This is a genomic window from Caballeronia choica (assembly GCF_001544535.1).
GTDB classification, from domain to species: domain Bacteria; phylum Pseudomonadota; class Gammaproteobacteria; order Burkholderiales; family Burkholderiaceae; genus Caballeronia; species Caballeronia choica.
This window is the reverse complement of the sequence record NZ_FCON02000040.1, coordinates 32,152-54,846: the sequence shown is the minus strand read 5'-3', so window position 1 is coordinate 54,846 and position 22,695 is coordinate 32,152. Positions and strand designations below refer to the sequence as shown.

Annotated in this window: 23 protein-coding genes; 5 read left to right on the top strand and 18 right to left on the bottom strand. The window is 64.6% G+C overall.

What is annotated here, in order from left to right; all coding sequences use genetic code 11:
- Positions 1-2: 2 nt before the first annotated feature.
- The 6 genes from AWB68_RS19025 to AWB68_RS19000 all read right to left on the bottom strand — a co-directional run bounded on the left by AWB68_RS19025 (position 3) and on the right by AWB68_RS19000 (position 6,241).
- Positions 3-1,301, bottom strand: coding sequence for an AGE family epimerase/isomerase (locus AWB68_RS19025; RefSeq protein ID WP_235028409.1), 1,299 nt, complete (start codon positions 1,299-1,301; stop codon positions 3-5).
- Positions 1,298-2,317, bottom strand: coding sequence for a LacI family DNA-binding transcriptional regulator (locus AWB68_RS19020; RefSeq protein ID WP_087645893.1), 1,020 nt, complete (start codon positions 2,315-2,317; stop codon positions 1,298-1,300). The genes AWB68_RS19025 and AWB68_RS19020 overlap by 4 nt, the downstream gene beginning before the upstream one ends.
- Before the next feature lie 200 nt (positions 2,318-2,517).
- Positions 2,518-3,123, bottom strand: a complete 606-nt coding sequence (locus AWB68_RS19015) for a class I SAM-dependent methyltransferase (protein ID WP_087645892.1) — start codon at positions 3,121-3,123, stop codon at positions 2,518-2,520.
- Positions 3,120-3,893, bottom strand: a complete 774-nt coding sequence (locus AWB68_RS19010; RefSeq protein WP_087645891.1) for a PIG-L deacetylase family protein — start codon at positions 3,891-3,893, stop codon at positions 3,120-3,122. Before AWB68_RS19010 ends, AWB68_RS19015 begins: the two co-directional genes overlap by 4 nt.
- On the bottom strand, positions 3,881-4,924 hold the full coding sequence (locus AWB68_RS19005; protein WP_087645890.1) for an acyl-CoA dehydrogenase family protein: 1,044 nt from the start codon (positions 4,922-4,924) through the stop codon (positions 3,881-3,883). Before AWB68_RS19005 ends, AWB68_RS19010 begins: the two co-directional genes overlap by 13 nt.
- 297 nt (positions 4,925-5,221) lie before the next feature.
- Positions 5,222-6,241: a bile acid:sodium symporter family protein gene (locus AWB68_RS19000; RefSeq protein WP_087645906.1), complete on the bottom strand. Its 1,020-nt coding sequence runs from the start codon at positions 6,239-6,241 to the stop codon at positions 5,222-5,224.
- A 510-nt stretch (positions 6,242-6,751) separates the two neighbouring features.
- Between AWB68_RS19000 and AWB68_RS18995 the strand changes: the two genes are divergently transcribed.
- Complete coding sequence (locus AWB68_RS18995) at positions 6,752-7,144, top strand: hypothetical protein (RefSeq protein ID WP_087645889.1); 393 nt, start codon at positions 6,752-6,754, stop codon at positions 7,142-7,144.
- A 468-nt stretch (positions 7,145-7,612) separates the two neighbouring features.
- Positions 7,613-8,695: a porin gene (locus AWB68_RS18990; RefSeq protein ID WP_087645888.1), complete on the top strand. Its 1,083-nt coding sequence runs from the start codon at positions 7,613-7,615 to the stop codon at positions 8,693-8,695.
- A 106-nt stretch (positions 8,696-8,801) separates the two neighbouring features.
- Here the strand turns inward: AWB68_RS18990 and AWB68_RS18985 are convergent, their stop codons facing one another.
- Positions 8,802-9,764, bottom strand: coding sequence for an NAD(P)H-dependent flavin oxidoreductase (locus AWB68_RS18985; protein WP_087645887.1), 963 nt, complete (start codon positions 9,762-9,764; stop codon positions 8,802-8,804).
- Positions 9,765-10,047: 283 nt separating this feature from the next.
- Between AWB68_RS18985 and AWB68_RS18980 the strand changes: the two genes are divergently transcribed.
- Positions 10,048-10,938, top strand: a complete 891-nt coding sequence (locus AWB68_RS18980) for an alpha/beta fold hydrolase (protein ID WP_200828734.1) — start codon at positions 10,048-10,050, stop codon at positions 10,936-10,938.
- A gap of 172 nt (positions 10,939-11,110) precedes the next feature.
- Here AWB68_RS18980 and AWB68_RS18975 read toward each other — a convergent pair whose 3' ends face one another.
- The 6 genes from AWB68_RS18975 to AWB68_RS18950 are packed head-to-tail and all read right to left on the bottom strand — an operon-like array spanning position 11,111 to position 15,530.
- Positions 11,111-12,022, bottom strand: a complete 912-nt coding sequence (locus tag AWB68_RS18975; RefSeq protein ID WP_087645886.1) for an MBL fold metallo-hydrolase — start codon at positions 12,020-12,022, stop codon at positions 11,111-11,113.
- Complete coding sequence (locus AWB68_RS18970) at positions 12,019-12,576, bottom strand: DUF1289 domain-containing protein (protein WP_235028410.1); 558 nt, start codon at positions 12,574-12,576, stop codon at positions 12,019-12,021. The genes AWB68_RS18975 and AWB68_RS18970 overlap by 4 nt, the downstream gene beginning before the upstream one ends.
- 47 nt (positions 12,577-12,623) lie before the next feature.
- Complete coding sequence (locus AWB68_RS18965; protein WP_087645884.1) at positions 12,624-13,130, bottom strand: YbaK/EbsC family protein; 507 nt, start codon at positions 13,128-13,130, stop codon at positions 12,624-12,626.
- 19 nt (positions 13,131-13,149) lie between these two features.
- Complete coding sequence (locus tag AWB68_RS18960; protein WP_087645904.1) at positions 13,150-14,073, bottom strand: hydroxymethylglutaryl-CoA lyase; 924 nt, start codon at positions 14,071-14,073, stop codon at positions 13,150-13,152.
- A gap of 39 nt (positions 14,074-14,112) precedes the next feature.
- The gene (locus AWB68_RS18955) at positions 14,113-15,054 is read right to left on the bottom strand and encodes a 2-hydroxyacid dehydrogenase (protein ID WP_087645883.1); all 942 of its coding nucleotides are present in this window, start codon (positions 15,052-15,054) and stop codon (positions 14,113-14,115) included.
- A gap of 2 nt (positions 15,055-15,056) precedes the next feature.
- On the bottom strand, positions 15,057-15,530 hold the full coding sequence (locus tag AWB68_RS18950) for a VOC family protein (RefSeq protein WP_087645882.1): 474 nt from the start codon (positions 15,528-15,530) through the stop codon (positions 15,057-15,059).
- Positions 15,531-15,718: 188 nt separating this feature from the next.
- Here AWB68_RS18950 and AWB68_RS18945 point away from each other — a divergent pair, with 188 nt between their 5' ends.
- The gene (locus tag AWB68_RS18945; protein ID WP_087645903.1) at positions 15,719-16,336 is read left to right on the top strand and encodes an RBBP9/YdeN family alpha/beta hydrolase; all 618 of its coding nucleotides are present in this window, start codon (positions 15,719-15,721) and stop codon (positions 16,334-16,336) included.
- 76 nt (positions 16,337-16,412) lie between these two features.
- Positions 16,413-17,411, top strand: a complete 999-nt coding sequence (locus tag AWB68_RS18940) for a sulfate ABC transporter substrate-binding protein (protein WP_087645881.1) — start codon at positions 16,413-16,415, stop codon at positions 17,409-17,411.
- A gap of 60 nt (positions 17,412-17,471) precedes the next feature.
- Here AWB68_RS18940 and bioB read toward each other — a convergent pair whose 3' ends face one another.
- Genes bioB through AWB68_RS18915 form a run of 5 tightly spaced genes read right to left on the bottom strand, consistent with a single transcriptional unit; the run spans position 17,472 to position 22,649 of the window.
- Positions 17,472-18,530: a biotin synthase BioB gene (gene bioB / locus AWB68_RS18935; protein ID WP_125482970.1), complete on the bottom strand. Its 1,059-nt coding sequence runs from the start codon at positions 18,528-18,530 to the stop codon at positions 17,472-17,474.
- 4 nt (positions 18,531-18,534) lie between these two features.
- Positions 18,535-19,284, bottom strand: a complete 750-nt coding sequence (bioD, locus tag AWB68_RS18930; RefSeq protein WP_087645880.1) for a dethiobiotin synthase — start codon at positions 19,282-19,284, stop codon at positions 18,535-18,537.
- Positions 19,281-20,486: an 8-amino-7-oxononanoate synthase gene (bioF, locus tag AWB68_RS18925; protein WP_087645879.1), complete on the bottom strand. Its 1,206-nt coding sequence runs from the start codon at positions 20,484-20,486 to the stop codon at positions 19,281-19,283. Before bioF ends, bioD begins: the two co-directional genes overlap by 4 nt.
- Positions 20,483-21,811, bottom strand: a complete 1,329-nt coding sequence (gene bioA / locus AWB68_RS18920; protein ID WP_087645878.1) for an adenosylmethionine--8-amino-7-oxononanoate transaminase — start codon at positions 21,809-21,811, stop codon at positions 20,483-20,485. The genes bioF and bioA overlap by 4 nt, the downstream gene beginning before the upstream one ends.
- Before the next feature lie 40 nt (positions 21,812-21,851).
- Positions 21,852-22,649, bottom strand: coding sequence for an enoyl-CoA hydratase/isomerase family protein (locus AWB68_RS18915; RefSeq protein WP_087645877.1), 798 nt, complete (start codon positions 22,647-22,649; stop codon positions 21,852-21,854).
- Positions 22,650-22,695: the final 46 nt, after the last annotated feature.

Genomic DNA, 22,695 nt, shown 5'->3' with positions numbered 1-22,695 from the left:
TCTCACCGTTCTGTTTTGTCGGGCGCGGGGAGGGCGTTCAGCACCTCGTAGCACGCGCCCATCGTGTGGTAGTCGGTCTTGCCGGCGGGGCTTTTTTCGTCGCCGTACTTGCGGTTGTCGCACGTGAGGATGCGGTACCACGCGCCGTATTCGTGATCGACGAAATGGTCCCAGCTATAGCGCCAAAGCTCGTCGTAGGAATCCCAGAAGCGCTCGCGGCCCGTGCGCGCGCCGAGCAGCGCGGCGGCGGCGAAGCTTTCCGCCTGCACCCAGAAGTATTTGTCGTGGTCGCAGATGGTGTCGTCGGGGCCGAAGCCGTAGTAGAGACCGCCGTGGCGGCTGTCCCAGGCGCGGTTGAAGGCGGCGTCGAAGAGTTCGATGGCGCGCGGCGCAAGCCACGGCAACGCGCGATGACGCTCCAGAATCAGCAGCAGCTTCGCCCACTCCGTCTGATGGCCGGGCTGGAAACCCCACGGACGGAAGATGTTCGAACTGTCGGACTCGTTGTAATGCCAGTCGATCGACCAGTCCGGGCGGAAATGCTCCCAAACCAGCCCACTCGACAGCTTCGCCTGTCGCAGCGTGATGTTGCCCGCGATCTTCTCGGCGCGATCCAGATAGATGACGTGGCCGGTCGCCTCGAACGCGGCGAGCAGCGCCTCAGTCGCGTGCATGTTGGCGTTCTGGCCGCGATAGTCGGAAAGCTGCCAGTCGGGCGTGGCTTCGTCGGCGTAAAGGCCGGCTTCGGCGTCCCAGAAACGGCGCTCCAGCAGATGGAACGTTTCGCCGATCATCGGCGTCGCTTCCTCGATGCCCGCCATCGACGCATGCGCGCACGCGAGCAGCACGAAAGCGAGTCCGTAGCAATGGCGCGTGCCGTCGAGCGTGCGCTTCGCGCCGTCGCGCCATTCGATTTCCCAGTCGTAGCCTTCGTTCACGGCGTCCCAGTGGGCGTCGCGCAGGAATTTGAACGCGTGGCGGGCGTCGTCCTGATGCGCGATGTCGCCGAAGTGGCGATAGGCCATCGCGTAATTGAAGACGAAGCGCGTGCTGCTGACGAGGTGGCGCGTGGTGCGGTCGTAGACGCGGCCGTCGTCCTTGAAGAAGTGGAAGAAGCCGCCCGACGGATCACGCGCGGTCGGCGCGTAGAACGCGAGCGTGTCGCGCACGTGCGAGAGCAGGAAGTCGCGGCTGCGGAAGTCGATCGGGCCGCTGGACGAAGCCGGAGCGATCGGCGCTATCGGCGTGTTCGCCGCGTTGGGCGTGGGCGCAGTTGCGGCGGGTGAGGCGGTCGAGTTCATGTCGTGGTCGAGCCGGAGCTCGCGCGAGGGATGAAATTTACCGGCACCAGCGTGTCGGCCGGGTCGAGTGTGTTCGGGCTGTCTTCGAGCAGCAGGTCCACGCCGCGGCGGCCGAGCGCTTCCTTGTCGACCGTCACCGTCGAAAGCGGCGGCGTACTCTGCGCGGCGGCCGGAATATCGTCGAAACCGACGAACGCGATGTCCTGCGGCACCCGCAAGCCGTGCGCAAGACAGACGCGCATCGCTGCGAGGGCCGCTGCATCGTTATAGGCGAAAACGGCGTCGGGGAGCGGATTCGATTGCGTGCGTGCCTGGGCGCGCGCTTGGGCGATCAGGCGCTCCATCGCGTCGGCGGCGGCCAGATCGGCGGCGATGCCGGGTTGCGTGTTGATTTCGAGCATCGGATCGAAGAGCAGACCCGCCTCGAAATACGCCAGCCGATAGCCGAGCGCGCGCTGCGAGATGCTGTGATGCGCGAGCGATCCGCCGATGAACGCGACGCGCCGCCGCCCGAGCGCGAACAGATGCTGCATGGCGAGCGCGGCGCCGCGGATGTTGTCGATATTGACCGAGCGGAAACCGGGCGCGCGCAGGTCGATCAGTATGGTCGGGCGGTTGAGCGAGTGCAGATGCGCGAGCAGTTCCGGCTCGACGAAGCCCGCGACCGCGATGGCATCCGGCGCGTGCAGGCGCATCTGCTGCGCGAGATCCTGCGTCGGGCCGGCTGTCAGCACGGAGGGCACGAGCCGCCGCTCGCGGCACGCCTGTTCGAAGCCGTTCAGGACGTGCGAAAAAAACGGACTGACGGCGAAGTTGTTGTGCTGCCGGTGCAGCAGAAAAGTGACGCGCCGGATGCGCGTGCGCAGTTGCGCGGAGTCGTAGCCGAGTTGTTGCGCCACTTCGACCACGCGCACGCGCGTTGCCTCGGACAAGCCCGGCTGGTTTTTCAGCGCTCTCGAAACGGTGCCGATCGAGACGCTGGCCGCACGCGCGACATCGCGAATGGTGGTGCCCATCGTGGTGTTCTCTGTGTACGCCTGATTGATCGTTCCGCGTCGTGTTTATCGATGCGCGGTGGGTTCGCTTCTTTGCGGCGATTGTATAGTAAAAATCGCGCGTCCCAACCGATCACGGACCTAGAGAAAACCAGTAGAGGCTTGTCCTGTATGGGTTTTGTTGGGTAAATGTTGTTTAGTAAAACGGCCTGAACAACGGGCTATTTTGCCTCGCGGCGATGCACCGAGTCTGCGTTCGACGACCAGACGTCGAGCTCCATATCGTCATCCTGATAGTGCGACAAGCGCGCGAACGGCAGTGTGGCGTTCAGTTCGTCGTGAACGAAATCGCCGGAGTGGGGCCAGCCTTCGATCGGCTGCCGCCAGTGACAAGCGAGAATCGTCCCGCCCGGTGCGAGCGATTCGGTGAGGCGCCCACAAAGCCGCGACAACTGGCCTTCGTCCAGATAGTAGGCAAGCTCACTCACGACGATCAGGTCGAAGCGGCCGTCGGGCCAGTCGTCGGGGATCGCGCGCTGCTCGACCTGCACGTTGCCCAGATGCGCAACACGGCGGCGTGCCAGCTCAACGGCGTCCGGGTTGAGATCGGCGGCGAGCAGTGCGTCGCAGCGCGCCGCGAGCGCCGCCGACAGTTCACCGTTCGCGCAACCAGGTTCGTAGGCCCGCGCATAGCGTTCGTCGGGCAGCATCGCGAGCGTCAACGCCCGCTTGCGCCGCTCGTACCAACGCTCGCGCAGCAGCCACGGATCGTCGCTGCGTTCGTATAGCCCGCTGAAATATTGCCGGGCGTCGGGTTCGCGCGTCATATCAGGACCACTTCATAGGGCCGCGTCAGGCGCGCGAGCACATGCTCGGGCAGGATCGCCGCGCGTCCGGTCGCGGAGTCGGGTTCGAGCTGGCTGCGAAACGCCTCGACCGCGTGGAGCTTGCGCGCGTGCGTGTCGGTGTCGAGGACGATGCGGCGTGCGCGGCTCCACGGCACGCGCGAGTCTTCGGGCGACGCCCAATGCCACGTCCAGACCGGAATCTCGACGAACGGCAGGTCGAGCCGCCCCGCCATCGACGACACCGCTCGCCCGACCGCCTCGTGATCGGGATGGCCGTCGTGACGCCACGTACCGAAGACGACGTCGCCGGGACGCAGGTGCTCGGCGAGCGCCGCGCTCACATGCGTCTCGAAGCGGTCGCCTCCGCCATCGGGCAGCCCGAGGCGCACGATCCGGACGTACCGCATATGCAGGCGTTGCAGTGCTTCGCGCGTTTCCTGCGGCCGGATGTCGGCGAGGCGCGTGACCGGCCAGATGGGCGAGCCCGGATGGCTGGCCGTCCCGTCCGTCACGGCGATGATCAGCACCTTGCGCCCGAGCGCCGACAAGCGCGCGAGCAGTCCGCCGGTGCCGAGCACTTCGTCGTCCGGATGCGGCGCCACGACGACTGCTCGCCCGCCCGCCGGCACGAGCACCGACGGCTCGACTTCCGGCAGCGTGGCGAGTCGCGCCCAGCCCTGCCAAGTGGCTTCGGACGTACCGGTGCTGGCGAATGCGCGTTTCCTGTCGTTCATGATTAGAGTTCCCATGGTCCGCGCTCCTCGTTGACGATGCGCTCCGCGAGTGCAGCCTGGTCGCGCTCGGCGTGGCTTTGCCGGATGAACACGGGAAGATCCGCCATCAGGCGGGCGAAATGCGCGTCGCGGCAAAGCGGCGCGGCGCCGAGCGCGCGCCCCGCATGCTCGACGACGCTCAGCGCCGCGCGCTCCACCACGAGCCGCGCACGGAGCGCTACCGGCATGGCGTCGGCGTGCGGTTCGCGGTCGATGCGCGCCGCGCTCTCGCGCAACAGGCTCGCGGCGCTCGTGAGCGCTGCGTCGATCGCGCCGAGGTGAGCGAGCTTGTGCGGGTCCGCACGCCGCGCGGCGTCGCGTCTCACGAATTCGCCGATGGCCGACGCCGCTCCGAACCAGCACGCCGCGATGCCGCCGCCGCCCTGCCAGAAGCCGGGCCGCTGCAGATACGCACGGGGCGCGCCGATGCGCACGGCGCTGGCGTTGTCGAAGTGGACGTCGACACTCGCGCAGGCGTTCATGCCCACCGCCACCCATCCTTCGTCGGTCACGCGAACGCCCGGCTGGCGCAGATCGACCGCCGCGAGGATCGGCTCGTCGCGCTCGTTCCATGCCGTCACCAGCGCGTGGGTGACGAAGGCCGCGCCCGAGCACCAGGCTTTCGTACCGTGCAACGCGATGCTGTCGCCTTCTGCGGCCGTCGCGCCGAGGCGGGCCGTTGGCGGCTCGGCGGCCCAGACGCCCCAGGCGTTGCCTTTGTCGCTGTTCTGGCCGTCGAGTTCGGCGAGGATCGCGAGCGCGTCTGTGTGCCCTTCGAACAGCTTGACGAGCGCCAGGTCGAACGCCGCCACCGCGGCGAGCATCCGCCATCGCTCGAGCGTCGCGCCGCTTCCCGGCAGCGGAAGGCGGTCGAGGCCGGCGTCGATCAGCGCGCGCAGCGCCGCTGCCGTCTGCGCCGCCGAGCCGCGCTCGAAGTGCAACTCGCGCAGGAAGGACGTCAATTCGGCGGAAGTGGCGCCGGTCGGCCGGTTCATGACCGTCGGCATGGCGCCCCTCGAAGGCTGCGTTCGATGGTCGTGGTCTGCATGGTGCTTCTCCCTGTCGGCGTGCCGTGTCGCGTTGATTGAAGACAAGTGTGGCAAGCGACATGCCCGGCCGCCAGTCGGCCTGAAGATATAGGCCCGGCGCACGGTGTTTCCTGTTTCGTGCTGCGGGCCTATGTCGAACGGACGAATCGACAGCGCATCGCCCGCAGGCTCAAATAACGAAAAAGCCGCACGAGGCGGCTTTAAGGATTGGGAGGGCGGGATGCGTTTACACCATGATTCGCGACGTCGCGTCGCTCAACGGCGCACCGCCGGGGCAGCGCCTTCGTGCTCGCGCACCTTCTCGGCGGCCGTGCGGCGGGCGCCCCAGCGTTGGGCCAGCACGGCGCAGACCATCAACTGGATCTGGTGGAACAGCATCAGCGGCAGCACGACCGCGCCGACCGTATGCGACGCGAAGATCACCTTGGCCATCGGAATGCCCGACGCGAGACTTTTCTTCGAGCCGCAAAAAATGATCGTGATCTGGTCGGCGCGGCTGAAGCCCAGCCGCTTGCTGGCGAATGCCGTCGCGAAAATCGCGAGCGCGAGCAACACGATATTGGCGACGAGGAGCCCCGCCAGCGTCCCGAGCGACATCGAATGCCAGATGCCTTCGTTGACCGCTTCGCTGAACGCCACGTAGACCACGAGCAGGATCGAGCCCTGGTCGACGAACTTCAGCACGCTGCGGTTGCGGTCGATCCATCTGCCGATGGCCGGGCGCAGCAACTGGCCGGCGATGAACGGCACGAGCAGTTGCAGCACGATATTGCCGACCGTGTGCCACGGCGAACCGGTCGTTGCGCCGTGGTTGCTCACCACGAGCCCGACGAGCAGGGGCGTGATGAAAATGCCGAGCAGGCTCGAGGCCGATGCGCTGCAGACCGCGGCGGGCACGTTGCCCTTGGCCATGGACGTGAACGCGATCGACGATTGCACCGTGGAGGGCAGCGTGCACAGGAAGAGAATGCCCATGTAGAGCTGGGGCGTGACGAGCGGCGTGAGAACGGGCTTCAGCGCGAGGCCGAGGAGCGGGAACATCACGAAGGTGCTCAGCAGCACGACGAGGTGCAGCCGCCAGTGCGTGGCACCCGAGATGATGGCTTCGCGCGAGAGTTTTGCGCCGTGCAGGAAGAACAGAAGCCCGATGGCGACGTTGGTGAGCCAGTTGAAGCCGACGGCGACCGTGCCCCGGCAAGGCAGGAGACTGGCGACGATGACGGTGCCCACGAGGGCGAGCGTGAAGTTGTCGGGAAGAAGTTTTGGGCGCGCCATCAAAAATCTCGCACTCGAATGTGCATGGGTTGCGAAAAGACCTGGCGTCGCTTGCATTTCACGCTGATTTCCATGCGCGATGAAACGTCAAGTCAGGAAAACCAGTATTTTCGCCCGATTATGATTCAAGAGGCAAATTCATTTAAATGATCGATTAATGATCACCCGGCATGGAACGTCTTCGATCCGCCATGCGCCAATATGCCCGTCGCACAATTTTCGAGCCAGCGAATTTTGAGCCGTCTCGTCACATGATTGCGCATTTCAGCGCACCGCAAAAACGGCAAAAAACCGAGTAGTAACATGGTGTTACAACCATTGAGCAGGTCTAACACTTTTTGGCTCGACTCCCGAGGCGCGGGGCCATAAATTGTCCGTAGACCGGTTGGCATGGATGCGCTGGGTCGTTGCAACGCATCCAGACGCTCCGACCATCGACCGGTCGCTTGCCATCCGCACGATTCGTTCGCCGCCGCAAGCCGAATACGTCGGACAACCTGCAGTACTGACATGGCGCTCAAAGGCTTCCGCAAGACTACTCGATGTTTCATTGCCACCGCGATCGGATCGATCGCGGTGGCGGCTTCGCTTGCGCTCGCCGGTCAGCCGGACGGCGTGTGGTTAAGAGCGGGCGGCCCGGGCGAGCAACCCGCGGCGAATCGCGACTTCACGCGCAATGCGCAGTCGCTGCGTTACCTGCAGATCGGTGCGAAGGACGGCCTCACGCCGATCAGCGCCGAAGTGCGCGGCGTGCCCCACGCCGAGCAAAGCGCGCCATTGCGAGGCGCCGGATCGATTCGCGCGGACATCACCCGTTATAACGAGGAGCGCAACGTTCCGCGTCCTCCGGGCCGTTCGAGCGACGAAGCTCGCGTGCAATCGAACCCGAACTATCGGAACTAAAGCAGCGCGCCGGTCGGCCGTCGATCTTGTGCTGAACAAAAAAATAAGTCCGCGTCCAGACCCCTCTCGTCTGTGACGTAAGCGCGCCACAGTTGCGTGCAATAACCCTCGCAGCAATTCCCCTCTTTTTTCCGCGCACCGACAATTCGGCCTGCGCGCGTTCACGCCTGTTTTCCGATCCTTCGTTTCGCTTGCAGCCGCGCCGAGCTTGCGTCGCCGCGCGTCCAGTGCGTCGGGACGGCCAACGCATCGATGAGGTTTCCTGTCGCAACGTGCGTGAAGTATCCGAACCGCTATACCAGCAATAACCAAAAACATTTTTGGCCGGAAAAATGATCCGTAAAGATGGTCCCCGCTCCAGCAAGGCCGCACGCCCAGCGGAAACCCATCTATTACGCCGGTCTGACGAGGCAAGTCATGAGTCTTGCCCGCCAACGCTTTAACTTTTGACAAACGACAGGAGAGTTCATGAAGCCAACCGTCAACCGTGCGCTTAAGGCAACGGTCAAGGCCACCGCAATCGCCGCCACGTTCGGCATGCTCGCCGCGGGGTCGGCACAAGCGCAATCGAGTGTTCAGCTCTACGGACAGGTCGACGAATGGGTGGGCGCCACCAAGTTCCCCGGCGGCGATCGCGCGTGGAACGTGAGCGGCGGCGGCATGTCGACGTCCTACTGGGGCTTCAAGGGCGCTGAAGACCTCGGCAACGGCTACAAGGCGATCTTCACTCTCGAAAGTTTCTTCCGCGCGCAGAACGGCCAGTTCGGCCGCTTCACCGGCGACACGTTCTTCGCCCGTAACGCCTACGTCGGCATCCAGGCGCCGTACGGCACGTTCACGGCCGGCCGCCTGACGACGCAACTCTTCGTATCGACGATTCTCTTCAACCCGTTCGTCGACTCGTACGTCTTCTCGCCGATGGTGTATCACGTCTTCCTCGGCCAGGGCACGTTCCCGACCTACACGACCGATCAGGGCGTCGTCGGCGATTCGGGCTGGAACAACTCCGTGCAGTACACGACGCCTGATTTCAGCGGCCTCTCCGGCAGCGCGATGTACAGCTTCGGCAACCAGGCGGGCGACGGCCGCTCGAAGAAATACAGTGCGCAGTTCCTGTATTTCCACGGCCCGTTCGCGGCGACCGGCGTCTACCAGTACGTCAACTTCAACAACACGCCGGGCGATTTGACGTCGCTGGTCGCGGGCTACAAGAGCCAGAGCGTCGGGCAGGCCGGCGTCTCGTACGACCTGAAGTTCGTGAAGTTCTTCGCCCAGTACATGTACACGAAGAACGACATCGAAGAGGGCAGCTTCCATGTGAACACGGGGCAGGGCGGCGTCACGGTGCCGCTCGGACCGGGCCTCGTGATGGCGTCGTACGCCTACTCGCGCAGCAACGGCGGCCTGGACCAGACGCACAAGAGCTGGGCGCTCGGCTACGACTACCCGCTTTCCAAGCGCACGGACGTCTACGCCGCGTACCTGAACGACAAGTACACGAGCATGTCGTCGGGCAATACGTACGGCGTGGGCCTGCGCGCGAAGTTCTGAGCGCCGCGCACGCGACGCGCATGCGAAAACACCGCGTTCCGGGCGACCGGAACGCGGTGTTTTTCATGACGCCGCTGATGACGCCACTCACGGCGCCACGCGATACTCAGGCCACGCCGATACGCGCCTTCGCCTCCTCATACTCCTGCTTCAGCCGCGCGACCAGTTCGCCGACGCTCGGCACGTCGTGCATCAGCCCGACACCCTGTCCCGCGCCCCAGATGTCCTTCCACGCCTTCGCCTTGCTCGACCCGTCGCCGAAATTCATCGCGGTCTTGTCCGATTCCGGCAACGCGTCGGGATCGAGCCCTGCCTCCACGATGCTTTGGCGGATGTAGTTCCCGTGCACGCCGGTGAAGAGGTTCGTGTAGATGATGTCGGCGGCGTTCGAATCGATGATCGCGTTCTTGTAGCTCTCGTGCGCGTGCGCCTCGCGCGTCGCGATGAAGCGCGTGCCCATGTAGGCGAGGTCCGCGCCCATCGCCTGCGCGGCGAGGATCGAGCCGCCGTTCGCAATCGACCCCGACAGCACGATCGGCCCGTCGAAGATGCGCCGCACTTCGCCGACGAGCGCGAAGGGCGAGGTCGTGCCCGCGTGGCCGCCGGCGCCGGCCGCAACCAGGATCAGGCCATCGACGCCCGCTTCCAGCGCCTTCTGCGCATGGCGGATGTTGATCACGTCGTGCAGCACGATGCCGCCGTAGCTGTGCACGGCGTCGATCATTTCCCTGACCGGCGCGCGCAGGCTCGTGATGAAAACCGGCACCTTGTGTTCGACGCACACGCGCACATCCTGTTCGAGCCGCGCGTTCGACTGATGCACGATCTGGTTCACCGCGATCGGGCCGATGACGGCATCCGGGTTCGCCGCCTTGTGCTCGGCGAGCGACGCCTGGATTTGCGTGAGCCATTCGTCGAGCAATTCGGCGGGGCGCGCGTTCAGCGCCGGAAACGACCCGACGACGCCCGCCTTGCACTGCGCGAGCACGAGTTCGGGATAGCTGACGATGAACATCGGCGAGGCGACGACAGGCAGCGCGAGATGTTGCAGGACGGCGGGTAATGCCATGGCGTGAATCTCCTGAAATGACGTGCGGTGCGCGATCGGGGAATTCTACGATTGGCGCTTCGCGATCGACCGCAAAAATAATTTCGAGAAACGGGCAGCGCTTCCCGACAGTCGCGATTACATAATCGAACGATCGTTCTATTATAGAGGATTCGCCGCGTGCGCGGTGCTCGGGACAATCCCGAAGAACTCCTCGGTTTCCGCGAAAGTCGCTTCCAGCAAGCGTCGGGCGTCATCGGCGACGCATACAATGATCCGCACCCATCACGACGAGAGCGCCACCATGCCCTTTGAGAACTACCAGCCGTTTCGCGTCGGCGCCGCGGGCGTCGATATTTTCGGGATGAAGGGCGGCAGCGGGCCGCCGCTGTTGTTGCTGCATGGGCATCCGCAGACGCACGAGATCTGGCACAAATGCGCACCGATACTCGCGCAGCATTTCACCGTGATCGCGACCGACCTGCGCGGCTACGGGGCGTCGGCGAAACCGAGGAGCGATGCCGAGCACACACCTTATTCGAAACGCGCGATGGCCGCCGACCAGGTGGCGGTGATGCGCCATTTCGGCTTCGAGCGCTTTCTCGTCTGCGCGCACGATCGCGGCGCGCGCGTCGCGCATCGCATGGCGCTGGATTTTCCTGACGCGGTCGATCGGCTGATGCTGCTCGACATCGCGCCGACGCTCGCGATGTACGAAGCGACCAACCGCGAATTTGCGACGACTTATTTCCACTGGTTCTTCCTGATCCAGCCGTCGCCGTTGCCGGAGTTGCTGATCGGCGGGAACACGAACGCCTACCTCGAGCGCGTGATGGGCAGCCGTCATGCGGGACTCAAGCCGTTCGCGCCACATGCGTTGCAGGCGTATCGCGATGCGCTCGCGTCGCCCGGTGCGGTGTATGCGATGTGCGAGGACTACCGCGCGTCGGCGTCGATCGATCTCGAACACGATCGCGCCGATCTCGAACGCGGGCGCAAGATCGCGTGTCCGTTACGCGTGCTGTGGGGCGCGGAGGGCGTGATCGAACGCTGCTTCAAGCCGCTCGATGAATGGCGGCGCGTCGCGCGCGATGTGAGCGGTCGCGCGCTGCCTTGCGGCCACTATATTGCTGAAGAAGAACCTCAGGCGTTACTTGAAGAAGTATTATCGTTCTTCGAAACAAGCGAACGTTGAGCGTGCGCTGGACCGGTTATGTCCCGTACATGTGGCCGTTAAAATTTTGTAGGGAAAGCACCGATGCACGCTATTCAGCCTCGCGTTACGATGCAATCGACGCTGATCACGTCTTAAATTACGCCGCTTGCCGTAGCTGACAAGCGGCTTTCTTTTTGTGGCTCTCCTTTCGTCACGCAGCGAGTAGCGTCTCGCCGTCGACCCGCACTGCGCCACTGCGCGCCAGCTCATCCACGCACTGTTTCAACACCGCGCTTCTCTTGCTCGATGTAGCGAGCAGGTCGGCAGCCGACCGCATCGCACGCGCCGAATCGGTCATGTGCCGTAGAGCGTCGAACGACATCGAGCGCACTTCCATCAGCTTGAACACGATCAGCACCTTCAACGCATTCTTCGCGTTGCGCGCGGGATCGGCACGCAGATAGTCGAGCCGAGACGAAGCGACTTCGAGTGCATGCGATACGTCGGTGAACGGCGCGCCGTGACCCGGAATGACCGCGCGGACATCGAGCGTCGCGATCAGGTCGAGCACGGCGCGTTGCTCGGCGAATCCGCTTTCGCCTTCCAGTTCCGGAAAGATCACGCCAAAGCCCTTCTCCCACAATGCATCGGCGCTGATGAGCACGCGTTCTTCGGCGCAATAGAGCATCAGCGAGTGCGGATCGTGGCCGGGGGCACCGAGCACGGACCAGTCGAGGCCGCCCAGCCGCAAGCTTGAGCCGGGCTCGATCGTGCCGGTGAAATCGAAGCGCTCGCACGACTGGCCCGTTGCGCGGAAGGTCAAGGCGTCTTCGTCCCAGTTGCGCACGGCATTGGCTTCGCTCGCCGGGATCAACGTGTCGCAATCGTAGGCGCGTTGCAGCAGCGCGTTCCCGCCGCAGTGGTCCGAATGGAGATGCGTGTTGACGACGAGATCGAGCGGGCGCGCGCCCAGTGCGTGTTGCACGAGTGTGCGCGTCTGCGCCGCGTGCGACGCGTAGCCGCTATCGACGAGCGCGGTGCGTTCGTCATCGATGAAGAGCACGTTGTTCGACGAGAGCCAGCCGCGCTCGAACACTCGCATCGATGCAGGGAAGCGGATCATGCAGCCGGCTCCTTCGGCATCACGACAATCGTCGCGCTTGCCTTCAGCACGGTCTCGCCGTGTTGATTGCGCGCCTCGCCTTCGAGCGTGACGAGGTCGCCGTTGAGGCTCGCTTTCCACTTCGCGCCGGTGACGTGCCAGCTCATCGCAAGGACATCGTTCGCCTTGACCGCGCGCGTGAGCTTGAGGCCGAACTCGAGTCCGAGCGGCTGCGCATACTGCGAGAAATGCGTGGCGAGCATCGCCATCAGATGCGCGGTGGGCTGCGTGCCCGATGCGATCAGCGAGCCGAAGCGGCTCGCCCTGGCGTAGGCGTCGTCGTGATGCAGCGGGTTCATGTCGTTGACGAGCGTGGCGAACGACTTGATCGAATCGGGCGGCAACGCAAGCGTCGCTTCGATGCGCTCGCCGATCATGACGACGCGCGCGCCCTTGCGACGGCTCTCGGTACGCAACAGCACCGCGCGCTTTTGCGAAGCGTCCAGCGAAGACCAGTTCGCGATTTCGTCGATCGTGCGCAGACACCCATCGCAGAAACCCGTGGCCGGATTCATCCAGCACACGTCGATGCACGGCGACGGCACGTCATCCGCCTCCACGATCATGCCGTCTCGCGCAACGCGACATCGGCGACGGGCGCGCCCGTCAGCGACACGAGTTCCTGCGGCGACAGGTTGAAGACTGCATGCGGATGACCGGCGGCGGCCCAGAGGCTGTCGAGCGCGAGCAGGTCTTCATCGATCAGCGTGACGGGCTCGGTCGCGTGACCGATCGGACACACGCCGCCGATCGCATAACCGGTCTTCTCGCGCACGAACTTCGCGTCGGCACGCGCCAGTTCGCCGACGCGCGCCGCGACCTTCTTCTCATCGACGCGGTTCACGCCGCTCGCGATCACGAGCACGGGCGCGTCGTCTTCGCGGCGCCGGAACAGGATCGACTTCGCGATCTGCGCGACCGAGCAGCCGAGTCCGGCGGCCGCTTCGGCCGACGTCTTGCCGGTTTCCGGCAGCATCACGATGGGGTGCGGATGCCCGCGTTCCTGCAACAGCCGCGCGACGCGCCTGGCGGACTCGGGGAGCGCGTCGATGTTATGCATGTCGTTCATTTTTTCCTTTCCAGATGATTCAGACGCAGGGCGTCACGCCGTCGCGTTTCTTTGCGAGCAAGGCACGGCCGGCACGCGATGAACTCGGCTTGCCGATCGCGCGCGAAATAAAGTCACCGATCTCGATCAACTGGTCGAGGTCGATGCCCGTCTCGATGCCGAGTCCGTTCATCAGGTACACGACGTCCTCCGTCGCGACGTTGCCGGTCGCGCCCTTCGCGTAAGGACAGCCGCCGAGCCCGGCCACTGACGCGTGATAGATCTCGATCCCTTCCTGGAGCGCCGCATAGATGTTCGCGACGGCTTGTCCGTAGGTATCGTGAAAGTGGCCGGAGAGGTGTTCGCGCGGAAACACCTTCGATGCGGCCGCGAGCACTTCACGCGTGCGCGTCGGCGTGCCGACGCCGATGGTGTCGGCGATGTCGATCTCGTCGCAGCCGAGTGCTTTCATCCGCTCGACGACATCGACCACCGATGCAACCGGCACCTCGCCCTGATACGGGCAGCCGAGCGAACATGAGATGCTGCCGCGCAGGCGCACGCCGGCTTCCTTCGCGGCTTTCGCGACCGGTTCGAAGCGCGCGATGCTTTCCGCGATGCTGCAGTTGATGTTCTTTTGCGAGAACGCTTCGCTGGCTGCGCCGAAGATCACGACTTCGTCGGCGTGGGCTTGCAGGGCGGCTTCGAAGCCGCGCATGTTCGGCGTGAGCACGGAATAGATCGTGCCGTGGCGGCGGTCGATGCCTTCCATGACAGCGGCGCCGTCGGCCATTTGCGGGACCCATTTCGGCGATACGAACGAGGCGGACTCGACGTTTTGCAAGCCGGCTTGCGAGAGCCGGTTCACGAGTTCGACCTTGGTTTCGGTTGCGACGAAGTTCTTTTCGTTTTGCAGGCCGTCGCGGGGACCGACTTCCACGATCTTTACCTTGGTCGGGGTCATGGTCTTGTCTCCGGTTTTCTTCGCTGTTGCCAGCGACATTCAATACCCACGTTCCAGATCAACGATACCGCTGATCGGTTCCCCGCGCTCCAGCGCCTTCACCTTCCACGCGATCTGCACGATGCTTTCCTCGCGCAGCGTCTCAGCGGAAATGTGCGGCGTGATCGTCACGCGCGGCGTGCGCCAGAACGGATGATCCCTGGCCAGCGGCTCGGTATGAAATACATCGAGTGTCGCCGCAGCGATCTGCCCACTTTCGAGGGCAAGCAGCAAGTCCTCATCCACGAGATGCGCGCCCCGCGCGAGGTTCACCAGATACGCGCCGCGCGCGAGCTTCGCGAACGTGGTGCGGTTGAGGATGCCTTCCGTGTCCGGCGTATGGGGCAGCAGGTTGATCAGCACCTTGACGCCGTCGAGAAAGGCATCGAATTGCGCTTCGCCCGCATAGGTCTCGACGCCTTCGATCCGCTTCTCGCTGCGGCTGAAACCGCGCACGGGAACGCGCAACCTGTCAAGCGCCCGCGCGACCTCCGTGCCCAGCACGCCAAGCCCAAGCACACCGACCGTAAAACTCTCACGCCGATGCGCCTTGAGCTTTTCCCAGCGGCCTTCGCCTTGCAGCAAATCGTATTCGTCGAAACGGCGCATGTAGCGCAGCACCGCGTGGGTCGCGTACTCGACCATCTGCTGCGCCATGCCGGTGTCTTCGAGCCGCACGAGCTTCGCGTTCGGCGGCAGCGTGCCGGGCTCCCGGCGTTCGACATCGAGAATCGCATCGACGCCCGCGCCGAGATTGAACACTGCCTTCAGGTCCGGCCGGTTCGCGAACAACTCGCGCGGCGCGCGCCAGACGATCGCGTAATCGGCGGGCGCGGTGTCGCCGGGTTGCCACTCGCGTAGCTCAGCCTCCGGCAATGCACGCGAAAGTTCGTCGAGCCATAGCGATACATCAGCGCCCGTCTCATGAAAAATGATCTTCATCGTCACTTTGCAAAGAGGCTGCCGATATCCTTGAACGCCTTGAATTCAAGCGCGTTGCCGCATGGATCGAGGAAGAACATCGTCGCCTGCTCGCCGACTTCGCCCTTGAAGCGGATATGCGGCTCGATGACGAACTTCGTGCCGACGCCCTGCAGACGCTCGGCGAGCGCATGCCATTCGTCCATCGACAGCACGACGCCGAAGTGGCGCACCGGCACGGCGTCGCCATCGACGGCATTCTTCGCGGGCGGCCGCACTTCATCGGGCGAGAGATGCGCGACCAGTTGATGGCCGAAGAAATCGAAATCGATCCACTCCGGCGAACTGCGCCCTTCCGGACAGCCGAGCAACTCGCCATAGAACGCGCGCGCGTTGTCGAGGCTCGTGACCGGGAAGGCGAGGTGGAACGGCTGGAGCGTGCGCAGCGTTCTCGAACGGTCCGATGCGGTCGGTTGATCGGTGGACACACCAGGCATATCAGACATACGGCCTCCATGGGAATGTGTGTTCATTTTACGGTCTCGTTCGCCCTTGCGCGCGGCGCGGCGAAGTGTCGAGAGGGCTTCTACATAAACAAATGACGAAATATTGGTTCGTCTGCATGGAGTGGCACCGGAGAATGCTTCATGAAAGACGCCGGCCCGATGCTGGCAGCGAGGTCGATATGAAAACTTGCAGGTCTGGCTGGCCGCCGCGGCTCGTCACCGTGCCCGGCTTGCACGGCAGCGAAGGCGCGCACTGGCAGACGTGGCTGGAGCGGCAATATCCGAAGGCGGCGCGGGTCGTGCAGGACGACTGGGACGCACCACACCTCGACACCTGGGCAAACGCCGTGCGCGCGCTGCTCGCCCGCGAGCGCGGGCCGGTCGTGATCGCTGCGCATAGTTTCGGGTGTCTAGCGACGGCGCATGCGTTGTCGCGCGGTGACATCGGCGCGGATGTCGATGTCGTGGGCGTATTGTTCGTCGCGCCGGCGAGCCCGGAGAAGTTCCGCTTCGCCGGCGCGTTCGATGCCGGGCGCCTCGACGTGCCGTCGATTCTCGTCGCGAGCGAGAGCGATCCGTGGATGCCGGTCGAGCACGCGCGCGAACTCGCGCGGCGTTTCGACAGCGCGTTCGTGAATCTCGGCGACGCGGGCCATATCAACACCGCAGCGGGATTCGGGCCGTGGCCGCGCGCGAAGTATTTCGTCGATACACTGACTCACCTCGCGGCACCGCTGCGTTTCGGCGATGCCCGCGATCTTCCGGCGGATTCGCTCGAACTGCACGCGTACGGATGAGTCGCGTGTTTCGATAGAATCCCGCCAGACGGCCGCTTTCACGCGGCCTTTTTTGCATTCGATAACGGGAGAAGACATGGCGGGATTGAAGACGGCGCTCACGCTGGCGCTTGGACTGGCTGCCGGGTTCGCCCACGCGGACACATCGCTGCTCAACGTTTCCTACGATGTCACGCGCGAACTCTACAAGGACATCAACACGGCGTTCGTCGCCGACTACCAGAAGAAGTCCGGCGAGACGGTATCGATCCGCCAGTCGCATGGCGCATCGAGCGCGCAGGCGCTTTCGGTGATGCAGGGATTGCAGGCCGACGTCGTCACGATGAACCAGCCGAACGATATCGACTTGCTCGCCGAACACGGGCAACTCGTGCCCGCGAACTGGCGCACCCGGTTGCCCGACAACAGCGCGCCCTACACGACCACGATGGTGTTCCTCGTGCGTCATGGCAATCCGAAGAACATCAAGGACTGGAGCGATCTCGCGCGTCCCGGCGTGCAGGTGGTGATCGCGAACCCGAAGACCTCGGGCAACGGACGCTACACGTATCTCGCGGCGTGGGGCTACAAGAAGCAGCAGGGCGCAACCGACGCCCAGGCGCAGGACTTCGAAAAAGCGATCTTCAAGAACGTGCCGGTGCTCGACACCGGCGGACGAGGCGCGACGACGACCTTCACCCAGCGCGGCATCGGCGACGTGCTGGTCACGTTCGAGAACGAAGTGGCGCTGATCGATACCGGCGCTGGCGGCAAGGATTTCGATGCGGTCTATCCGTCGATGAGCCTGCTCGCCGAGCCGCCGGTGACGATCGTCGACAAGGTCGTGGACAAGCGCGGCACGCGCAAGCTTGCAACAGCGTATCTCGACTATCTGTACACGCCCGCCGCACAGGAGATCATCGCGCAGCATCATTTGCGGCCGCGCAACGCCGAGGTGCTGGCGAAGCACGCGAGCGAGTTCAAGCCGCTGAAGACGTTCACGGTCGAGCAGGTGTTCGGCAGTTGGCAGAAGGCGCAGCAAGCGCACTTTGCCGACGGCGGGACGTTTGATCAGGTCGTTGTGGACAAGCGGTGAGGTGCTTCGCGCGGACGTGAAAAAGCCCGCGGCGCGGGCTTTTTCGTCAAGGTTCGCGCTTCAGTTGATCTGCGCGTGCCCACACTTCGTATCGCACGCCTGCGCCTCTTCAACCTGCTGCGAAGCCTCGGCGCGAATGCCGAGCCGATCGAGCAACTTGCGGTCGGCTTCGGCTTGCGGATTGCTCGTGGTGAGCAACTGGTCGCCGTAAAAAATCGAATTCGCGCCGGCCGCGAAACACAGCGCCTGCAACGCTTCGTCCATCTGCTCGCGACCCGCCGACAGGCGCACCATCGCGCCCGGCATCGTGATGCGTGCGACCGCGATCGTGCGCACGAACTCAAACGGATCGAGCGGCGCGGTGCCGGTGAGCGGCGTGCCTTCGACCTGTACGAGATTGTTGATTGGCACCGACTCCGGATACGGGTCCAGGTTCGCCAGTTGCGTGATCAGGCCCGCGCGCTCGCGCCGCGATTCACCCATGCCGACGATCCCGCCGCAGCACACGTTGATGCCCACGTCGCGCACGCGTTCGAGCGTGTCCAGGCGATCCTGGTACGTGCGCGTCGAGATGATCTGGCCGTAGAACTCGGGCGACGTATCGAGGTTATGGTTGTAGTAGTCGAGGCCCGCGTCGCGCAAGCCTTCCGCCTGATGCGCTTCGAGCATGCCGAGCGTCACGCATGTTTCGAGCCCCATCGCCTTCACGCCACGAATCATGTCCTTGATCGGTTCGAGGTGACGATCCTTCGGATTGCGCCACGCGGCGCCCATGCAGAAGCGCGTCGCGCCGTTCGACTTCGCGATTTGCGCGGCCTTGAGCACGTCATCGACGGCCATCAGCTTGTCGGCCTTCAACCCCGTGTCGTGATGCACCGACTGCGGACAATACGCGCAGTCTTCCTCGCAGCCGCCCGTCTTGATCGAGAGTAGCGTCGAGAGTTGCACCGTGTTCGGATCGAAGTGCTCGCGATGCACGGTCTGTGCGCGATAGAGCAGGTCGTTGAACGGCAGTTCGTAGAGCGCGACGACATCGGCCACGCGCCAGCGGGCTTGCGTCTGCTCTTGCGTTTGCGAACCGGCCTGAATCGAAGTCTCGACAGCTTGTGCTTGCGTCATGTGATCAATCCTTTGCGATAAAACGTGAATCATTGACCTGTGTCGCCGCGCGAAGCGTCTGCAACAGCAGGGCCGAATCGATATGGGTCGCCGCCTGGCCTGCATCGGGCGGCGCGAGATGCGGGATCGTGCCGAGGAGCGGCGCGTTGTACTGACTGTCGAGCCTGACCTGGATCGCTTCGATGTTCTCGCCGGGATAGAGCATGTCGGGATCGACACGATTCGCGACCCAGCCCGCGAGCCGAAGGCCACGCGCCGCAATCGCTTCGGCCGTGAGCAGCGCATGACTGATGCAGCCGAGCCGCATGCCGACGACGAGCACGACCGGCAGGTCCAGCGCGAACGCGAGATCGGCGGTGTCATGCACCTCGGTGAGCGGCACGCGAAAGCCGCCGACGCCTTCCACGACGACGACATCGGCCTGCGTTATAGCGAGCTTGTGGGCGTCGACGATGCGCGAGATATCGAGAGAGACGTTCTCGCGTGCGGCGGCGATATGTGGCGCGATCGGTTCTTTCAACAGATACGGCGTGCGGACGTCGGGCGGAAGCTGGACGTTCGCGGCGGCGTCGAGCTGATCGGCGTCTTCGTTGTGCCAGATGCCGTCGCGCTCGAACGCGCCGGCCGCGATCGGTTTCATCGCGGCGGCGCGCAGCCCCTGCTGCGCGAACCCATGCAGAAGCGCTGCCGAGACCAGCGTCTTGCCGATCTCGGTATCGGTGCCGGTGACGAAGAAGGAGACCGGCGCGTTCATGATTGTTGCTCGCTCAACGTGGACAACGCGTTGCCGAGCAGCGCGAGGTCCTCAACGCTATGCGCCGCCGACAGCGAGATGCGCAAACGCGACGTGCCCGCAGGCACGGTCGGCGGACGGATTGCGGGAACCCACAGGCCCTTCGAATCGAGCGCGGCGGCGAGCGCGAGCGTCTCCTCGTTGCCGCCGATCACGAGCGGCTGCACTGCCGTGTGCGAATCGACCGGCAGCCAGCGCGTGCGCCTGAGCATTGCGCGGGTGGTCTCGATCAGCGCGCCGAGATGCTGGCGGCGCGCGTCGCCTTCGTCGCTCGCGATCAGCGCGATGCTCGCCGACACCGCATGCGCGACCGCTGGCGGCGATGCCGTCGTGAAGATGTACGGACGCGCGCGCTGCACGAGCCATTCGACCACGGTTTCATGCGCGACGACGAACGCGCCCGCGACACCCGCCGCCTTGCCGAGCGTGCCGACATAGACGAGATGCGGCGAACGCAGCGCCGCGTGCGCGAGCGCGCCGCGTCCTTGCGGACCCAGCACGCCAAAGCCGTGCGCATCGTCGACGACGAGCCACGCGCCGTAGCGTTCCGCCAGTTCGACGAGACGCGCGAGCGGGGCGATATCGCCGTCCATGCTGAACACGGTATCGGTGACGATCACCTTCGTGGCCGCTTCGTCCGACGACGCATCGAGCATCGCGTCGAGCGCTTCGACGTCCGCGTGCGGATAGATCTGCACGTCGGCGCGCGAAAGCCTGACGCCATCGATCAGCGACGCGTGGTTCAGCGCGTCGGAGAAGACCAGCGTGCCGCGACCGGCGAGCGTCGACATCACCGCGAGGTTCGCCATGTAGCCGGTGCTGAAGTAAAGCGCACGCGGGTTGTCGACGAAGCCGCCCGAGAACGCGGCGAGTTCGTCTTCGAGTTGAGCATGGGCGCGCGAGTGTCCGCCGAGCAGATGCGAACCGCCGCTGCCCGCGCCGTAGCGACGCGCGCCTTCGGCGAGCGCGGCGCGCAGCGTTTCATGCGCGGCGAGGCCGAGATAATCGTTGCTCGCGAAGCCGATGATCGCGCGTCCGTCCACGGTCATGTGCGCCGCGCATGCGGTGTCCGCGATGCGGCGACGGCGGCGCAAGCCGCGCTGGTCGATGTCGGCGAGGCCTTGTTTCAGCGTGTCGAAGAGGGCATCCGAGGTGTGGCTCATGCGGCCTCCGCGAGCGTTGCTTCGAAGGTCGCGCGTGTGCGTTCGGCGAGCAGCATGAGTTCTTCGTCGTTGAGAATGTACGGCGGCATCAGGTACACGGTCGTGCCGATCGGGCGCAATAAAAGCTCTTGTTTCAAGGCGTTTTCGAAGAAGCGCCGCGAGAAGGTGCGGGCTTGCGCGGGGTCTTCGATGGCGGCATCGAACGCGAAGATCGTGCCGCGTTCGCGCAAGTTGCGCACGTTCGGATGATCGGCCAAAGGTTGCAACGCGCGGCCCAACAGCGACGACTTGCGACGGTTCTCGTTGAACACGTCCGCGCTTTTGAACAGGTCGAGCGTGGCGAGCGCCGCGCGGCACGCGAGCGGATTGCCGGTGTACGAATGCGAGTGCAGGAATCCGCGCGTGAGGTCGTCGTCGTAGAAGGCGCCGTAGATTTCGTCGCGCGTAAGCACGATCGACAGCGGCAAATAGCCGCCGCTGATGCCCTTCGACAAGCATACGAAATCCGGCCAGATCGCAGCCTGTTCGCACGCGAAGAAAGTGCCGGTGCGCCCGCAGCCGACCGCGATTTCATCGGCGATCAGGTGCACGTTGAATTCGTCGCACAGCGCGCGGAGTTGCGTCAGGTACGAAGGATCGTGCATCGCCATGCCGGCCGCGCACTGCACGAGCGGTTCGACGATCACCGCCGCGAGATAGTGCGAGCGCGCTTCGAAGAGCGCGCGCATGTCGGCGAGCGCATTCTGAACGGCATCGGCGCCTTTCCGCGCATCCGGCGATGTAACCACATGCGCGTGACGGATCAGCGGATCGTAGGCGTCCTTGAACAGCGCGACATCGGTTACGCCGAGCGCGCCGATCGTTTCTCCGTGATAGCTGTTCGCGAGGCACACGAACTCGCTTTTCTGCGCTTGCCCGCGATTGCGCCAAGTGTGAAAGCTCATCTTCAGCGCGATCTCGACCGCCGACGCGCCATCGGATGCAAAGAACGCGTGGCCGAGCGTGTGCTGCGTCAGCGCGGATAGCCGCTCCGCGAGCAGCACGGCCGGTTCATGCGTGCAGCCGGCGAGCATCGCGTGTTCCAGCGTGTCGAGCTGATCCTTCAGCGCCGCGTTAATGTCGGCGTTCGCGTGGCCGAACAGATTCACCCACCACGAACTGATGCCATCGAGATAGCGGCGCCCTTCATGGTCATAGAGCCACGCGCCCTTGCCGCGCGCGACCGGAATGAGCGGCAGGCGCTCGTGATGCTTCATCTGGGTGCACGGATGCCACACGGCGGCGAGCGATCGCGCGACCCAGTCCTGATTGGCTTCTGTATTCAAGGCAACTCCATGACATGCGCGAGCGCGCACGCCCGATACGTCACGCAAGCCACGACGGCTTGCGCTTCTCCAGGAAACTGCGCACGCCGTCGCGTCCTTCATCGGACGAACGAATGCGCGCGATGCGATCGGCGGTATCGGCGATCAGGTTTTCGTCGATCGTCTTCTCCGCCAGGTCAACCACCAGTTGCTTGCATTCGCGCACCGCGTTCGGGCTGTTCGCGACAATCGATGCCGCGACCGCCTCGACGCTCGCGTCGAGCTGATCCGCCGAAACGACCTGATGCACGAAACCGATGCGCAGCGCTTCGTCCGCGTTGAAACGCTCGGCGGTGACGAAATAGCGATGCGCCGCGCGCGCGCCCATCGCGCGGATCACATACGGCGCGATCGTGGCGGGCATCAGGCCGAGTTTCGCTTCCGACAGGCAGAAGTTCGCGGTGTCCGCGCTGATCGCGATGTCGCACGCGGCGACCAGGCCCATGCCGCCCGCGTAGGCGTCGCCCTGCACGCGGGCGATCACGGGCTTGCGGCACGTGTAGATCGTGTTCAGCATCGTCGCGAGGCCGAGCGCGTCGGCGCGGTTCTCGGTGTCCGAATAACCCGCCATGCGCTTCATCCAGTTCAGGTCGGCACCCGCGCAGAACGCCGGGCCATTCGCCGCGAGGACGACCGCGCGCACGCTGGCGTCGTCGTCGAGCGCGCGAAAGGCGGCGGTCAGTTCGACGATCGTCGCGTCGTCGAACGCGTTGCGCACGTCGGGGCGGTCGAGCGTCACGCGGGCCACGTGCCCTTCGACAGTGAACTTGAGGCGTTGCAGGTTCAGCGCATCGGTCATGGATAGGTCTTCGCAAGGTGGACGACGAGATACCGATTATCTCTAA

Bases quoted from the DNA above. Each gene is read 5' to 3' on its own strand.
- bioB (WP_125482970.1), bottom strand. From the start codon at position 18,530: ATGACGCAAGCACAAGCTGTCGAGACTTCGATTCAGGCCGGTTCGCAA.
- AWB68_RS19000 (WP_087645906.1), bottom strand. From the start codon at position 6,241: ATGGCGCGCCCAAAACTTCTTCCCGACAACTTCACGCTCGCCCTCGTG.
- AWB68_RS18960 (WP_087645904.1), bottom strand. From the start codon at position 14,073: ATGACCCCGACCAAGGTAAAGATCGTGGAAGTCGGTCCCCGCGACGGC.
- AWB68_RS18995 (WP_087645889.1), top strand. From the start codon at position 6,752: ATGGCGCTCAAAGGCTTCCGCAAGACTACTCGATGTTTCATTGCCACC.
- AWB68_RS18965 (WP_087645884.1), bottom strand. From the start codon at position 13,130: ATGAACGACATGCATAACATCGACGCGCTCCCCGAGTCCGCCAGGCGC.
- AWB68_RS18945 (WP_087645903.1), top strand. From the start codon at position 15,719: ATGAAAACTTGCAGGTCTGGCTGGCCGCCGCGGCTCGTCACCGTGCCC.
- AWB68_RS19010 (WP_087645891.1), bottom strand. From the start codon at position 3,893: ATGGGAACTCTAATCATGAACGACAGGAAACGCGCATTCGCCAGCACC.
- AWB68_RS18940 (WP_087645881.1), top strand. From the start codon at position 16,413: ATGGCGGGATTGAAGACGGCGCTCACGCTGGCGCTTGGACTGGCTGCC.
- AWB68_RS18970 (WP_235028410.1), bottom strand. From the start codon at position 12,576: ATGAATCCGGCCACGGGTTTCTGCGATGGGTGTCTGCGCACGATCGAC.
- AWB68_RS18915 (WP_087645877.1), bottom strand. From the start codon at position 22,649: ATGACCGATGCGCTGAACCTGCAACGCCTCAAGTTCACTGTCGAAGGG.
- AWB68_RS18950 (WP_087645882.1), bottom strand. From the start codon at position 15,530: ATGCCTGGTGTGTCCACCGATCAACCGACCGCATCGGACCGTTCGAGA.
- AWB68_RS18980 (WP_200828734.1), top strand. From the start codon at position 10,048: ATGCCCTTTGAGAACTACCAGCCGTTTCGCGTCGGCGCCGCGGGCGTC.
- AWB68_RS19015 (WP_087645892.1), bottom strand. From the start codon at position 3,123: ATGACGCGCGAACCCGACGCCCGGCAATATTTCAGCGGGCTATACGAA.
- bioF (WP_087645879.1), bottom strand. From the start codon at position 20,486: ATGAGCCACACCTCGGATGCCCTCTTCGACACGCTGAAACAAGGCCTC.
- AWB68_RS19025 (WP_235028409.1), bottom strand. From the start codon at position 1,301: ATGAACTCGACCGCCTCACCCGCCGCAACTGCGCCCACGCCCAACGCG.
- AWB68_RS18990 (WP_087645888.1), top strand. From the start codon at position 7,613: ATGAAGCCAACCGTCAACCGTGCGCTTAAGGCAACGGTCAAGGCCACC.
- bioD (WP_087645880.1), bottom strand. From the start codon at position 19,284: ATGAACGCGCCGGTCTCCTTCTTCGTCACCGGCACCGATACCGAGATC.
- AWB68_RS18955 (WP_087645883.1), bottom strand. From the start codon at position 15,054: ATGAAGATCATTTTTCATGAGACGGGCGCTGATGTATCGCTATGGCTC.
- AWB68_RS19020 (WP_087645893.1), bottom strand. From the start codon at position 2,317: ATGGGCACCACCATTCGCGATGTCGCGCGTGCGGCCAGCGTCTCGATC.
- AWB68_RS19005 (WP_087645890.1), bottom strand. From the start codon at position 4,924: ATGCCGACGGTCATGAACCGGCCGACCGGCGCCACTTCCGCCGAATTG.
- AWB68_RS18985 (WP_087645887.1), bottom strand. From the start codon at position 9,764: ATGGCATTACCCGCCGTCCTGCAACATCTCGCGCTGCCTGTCGTCGCC.
- AWB68_RS18975 (WP_087645886.1), bottom strand. From the start codon at position 12,022: ATGATCCGCTTCCCTGCATCGATGCGAGTGTTCGAGCGCGGCTGGCTC.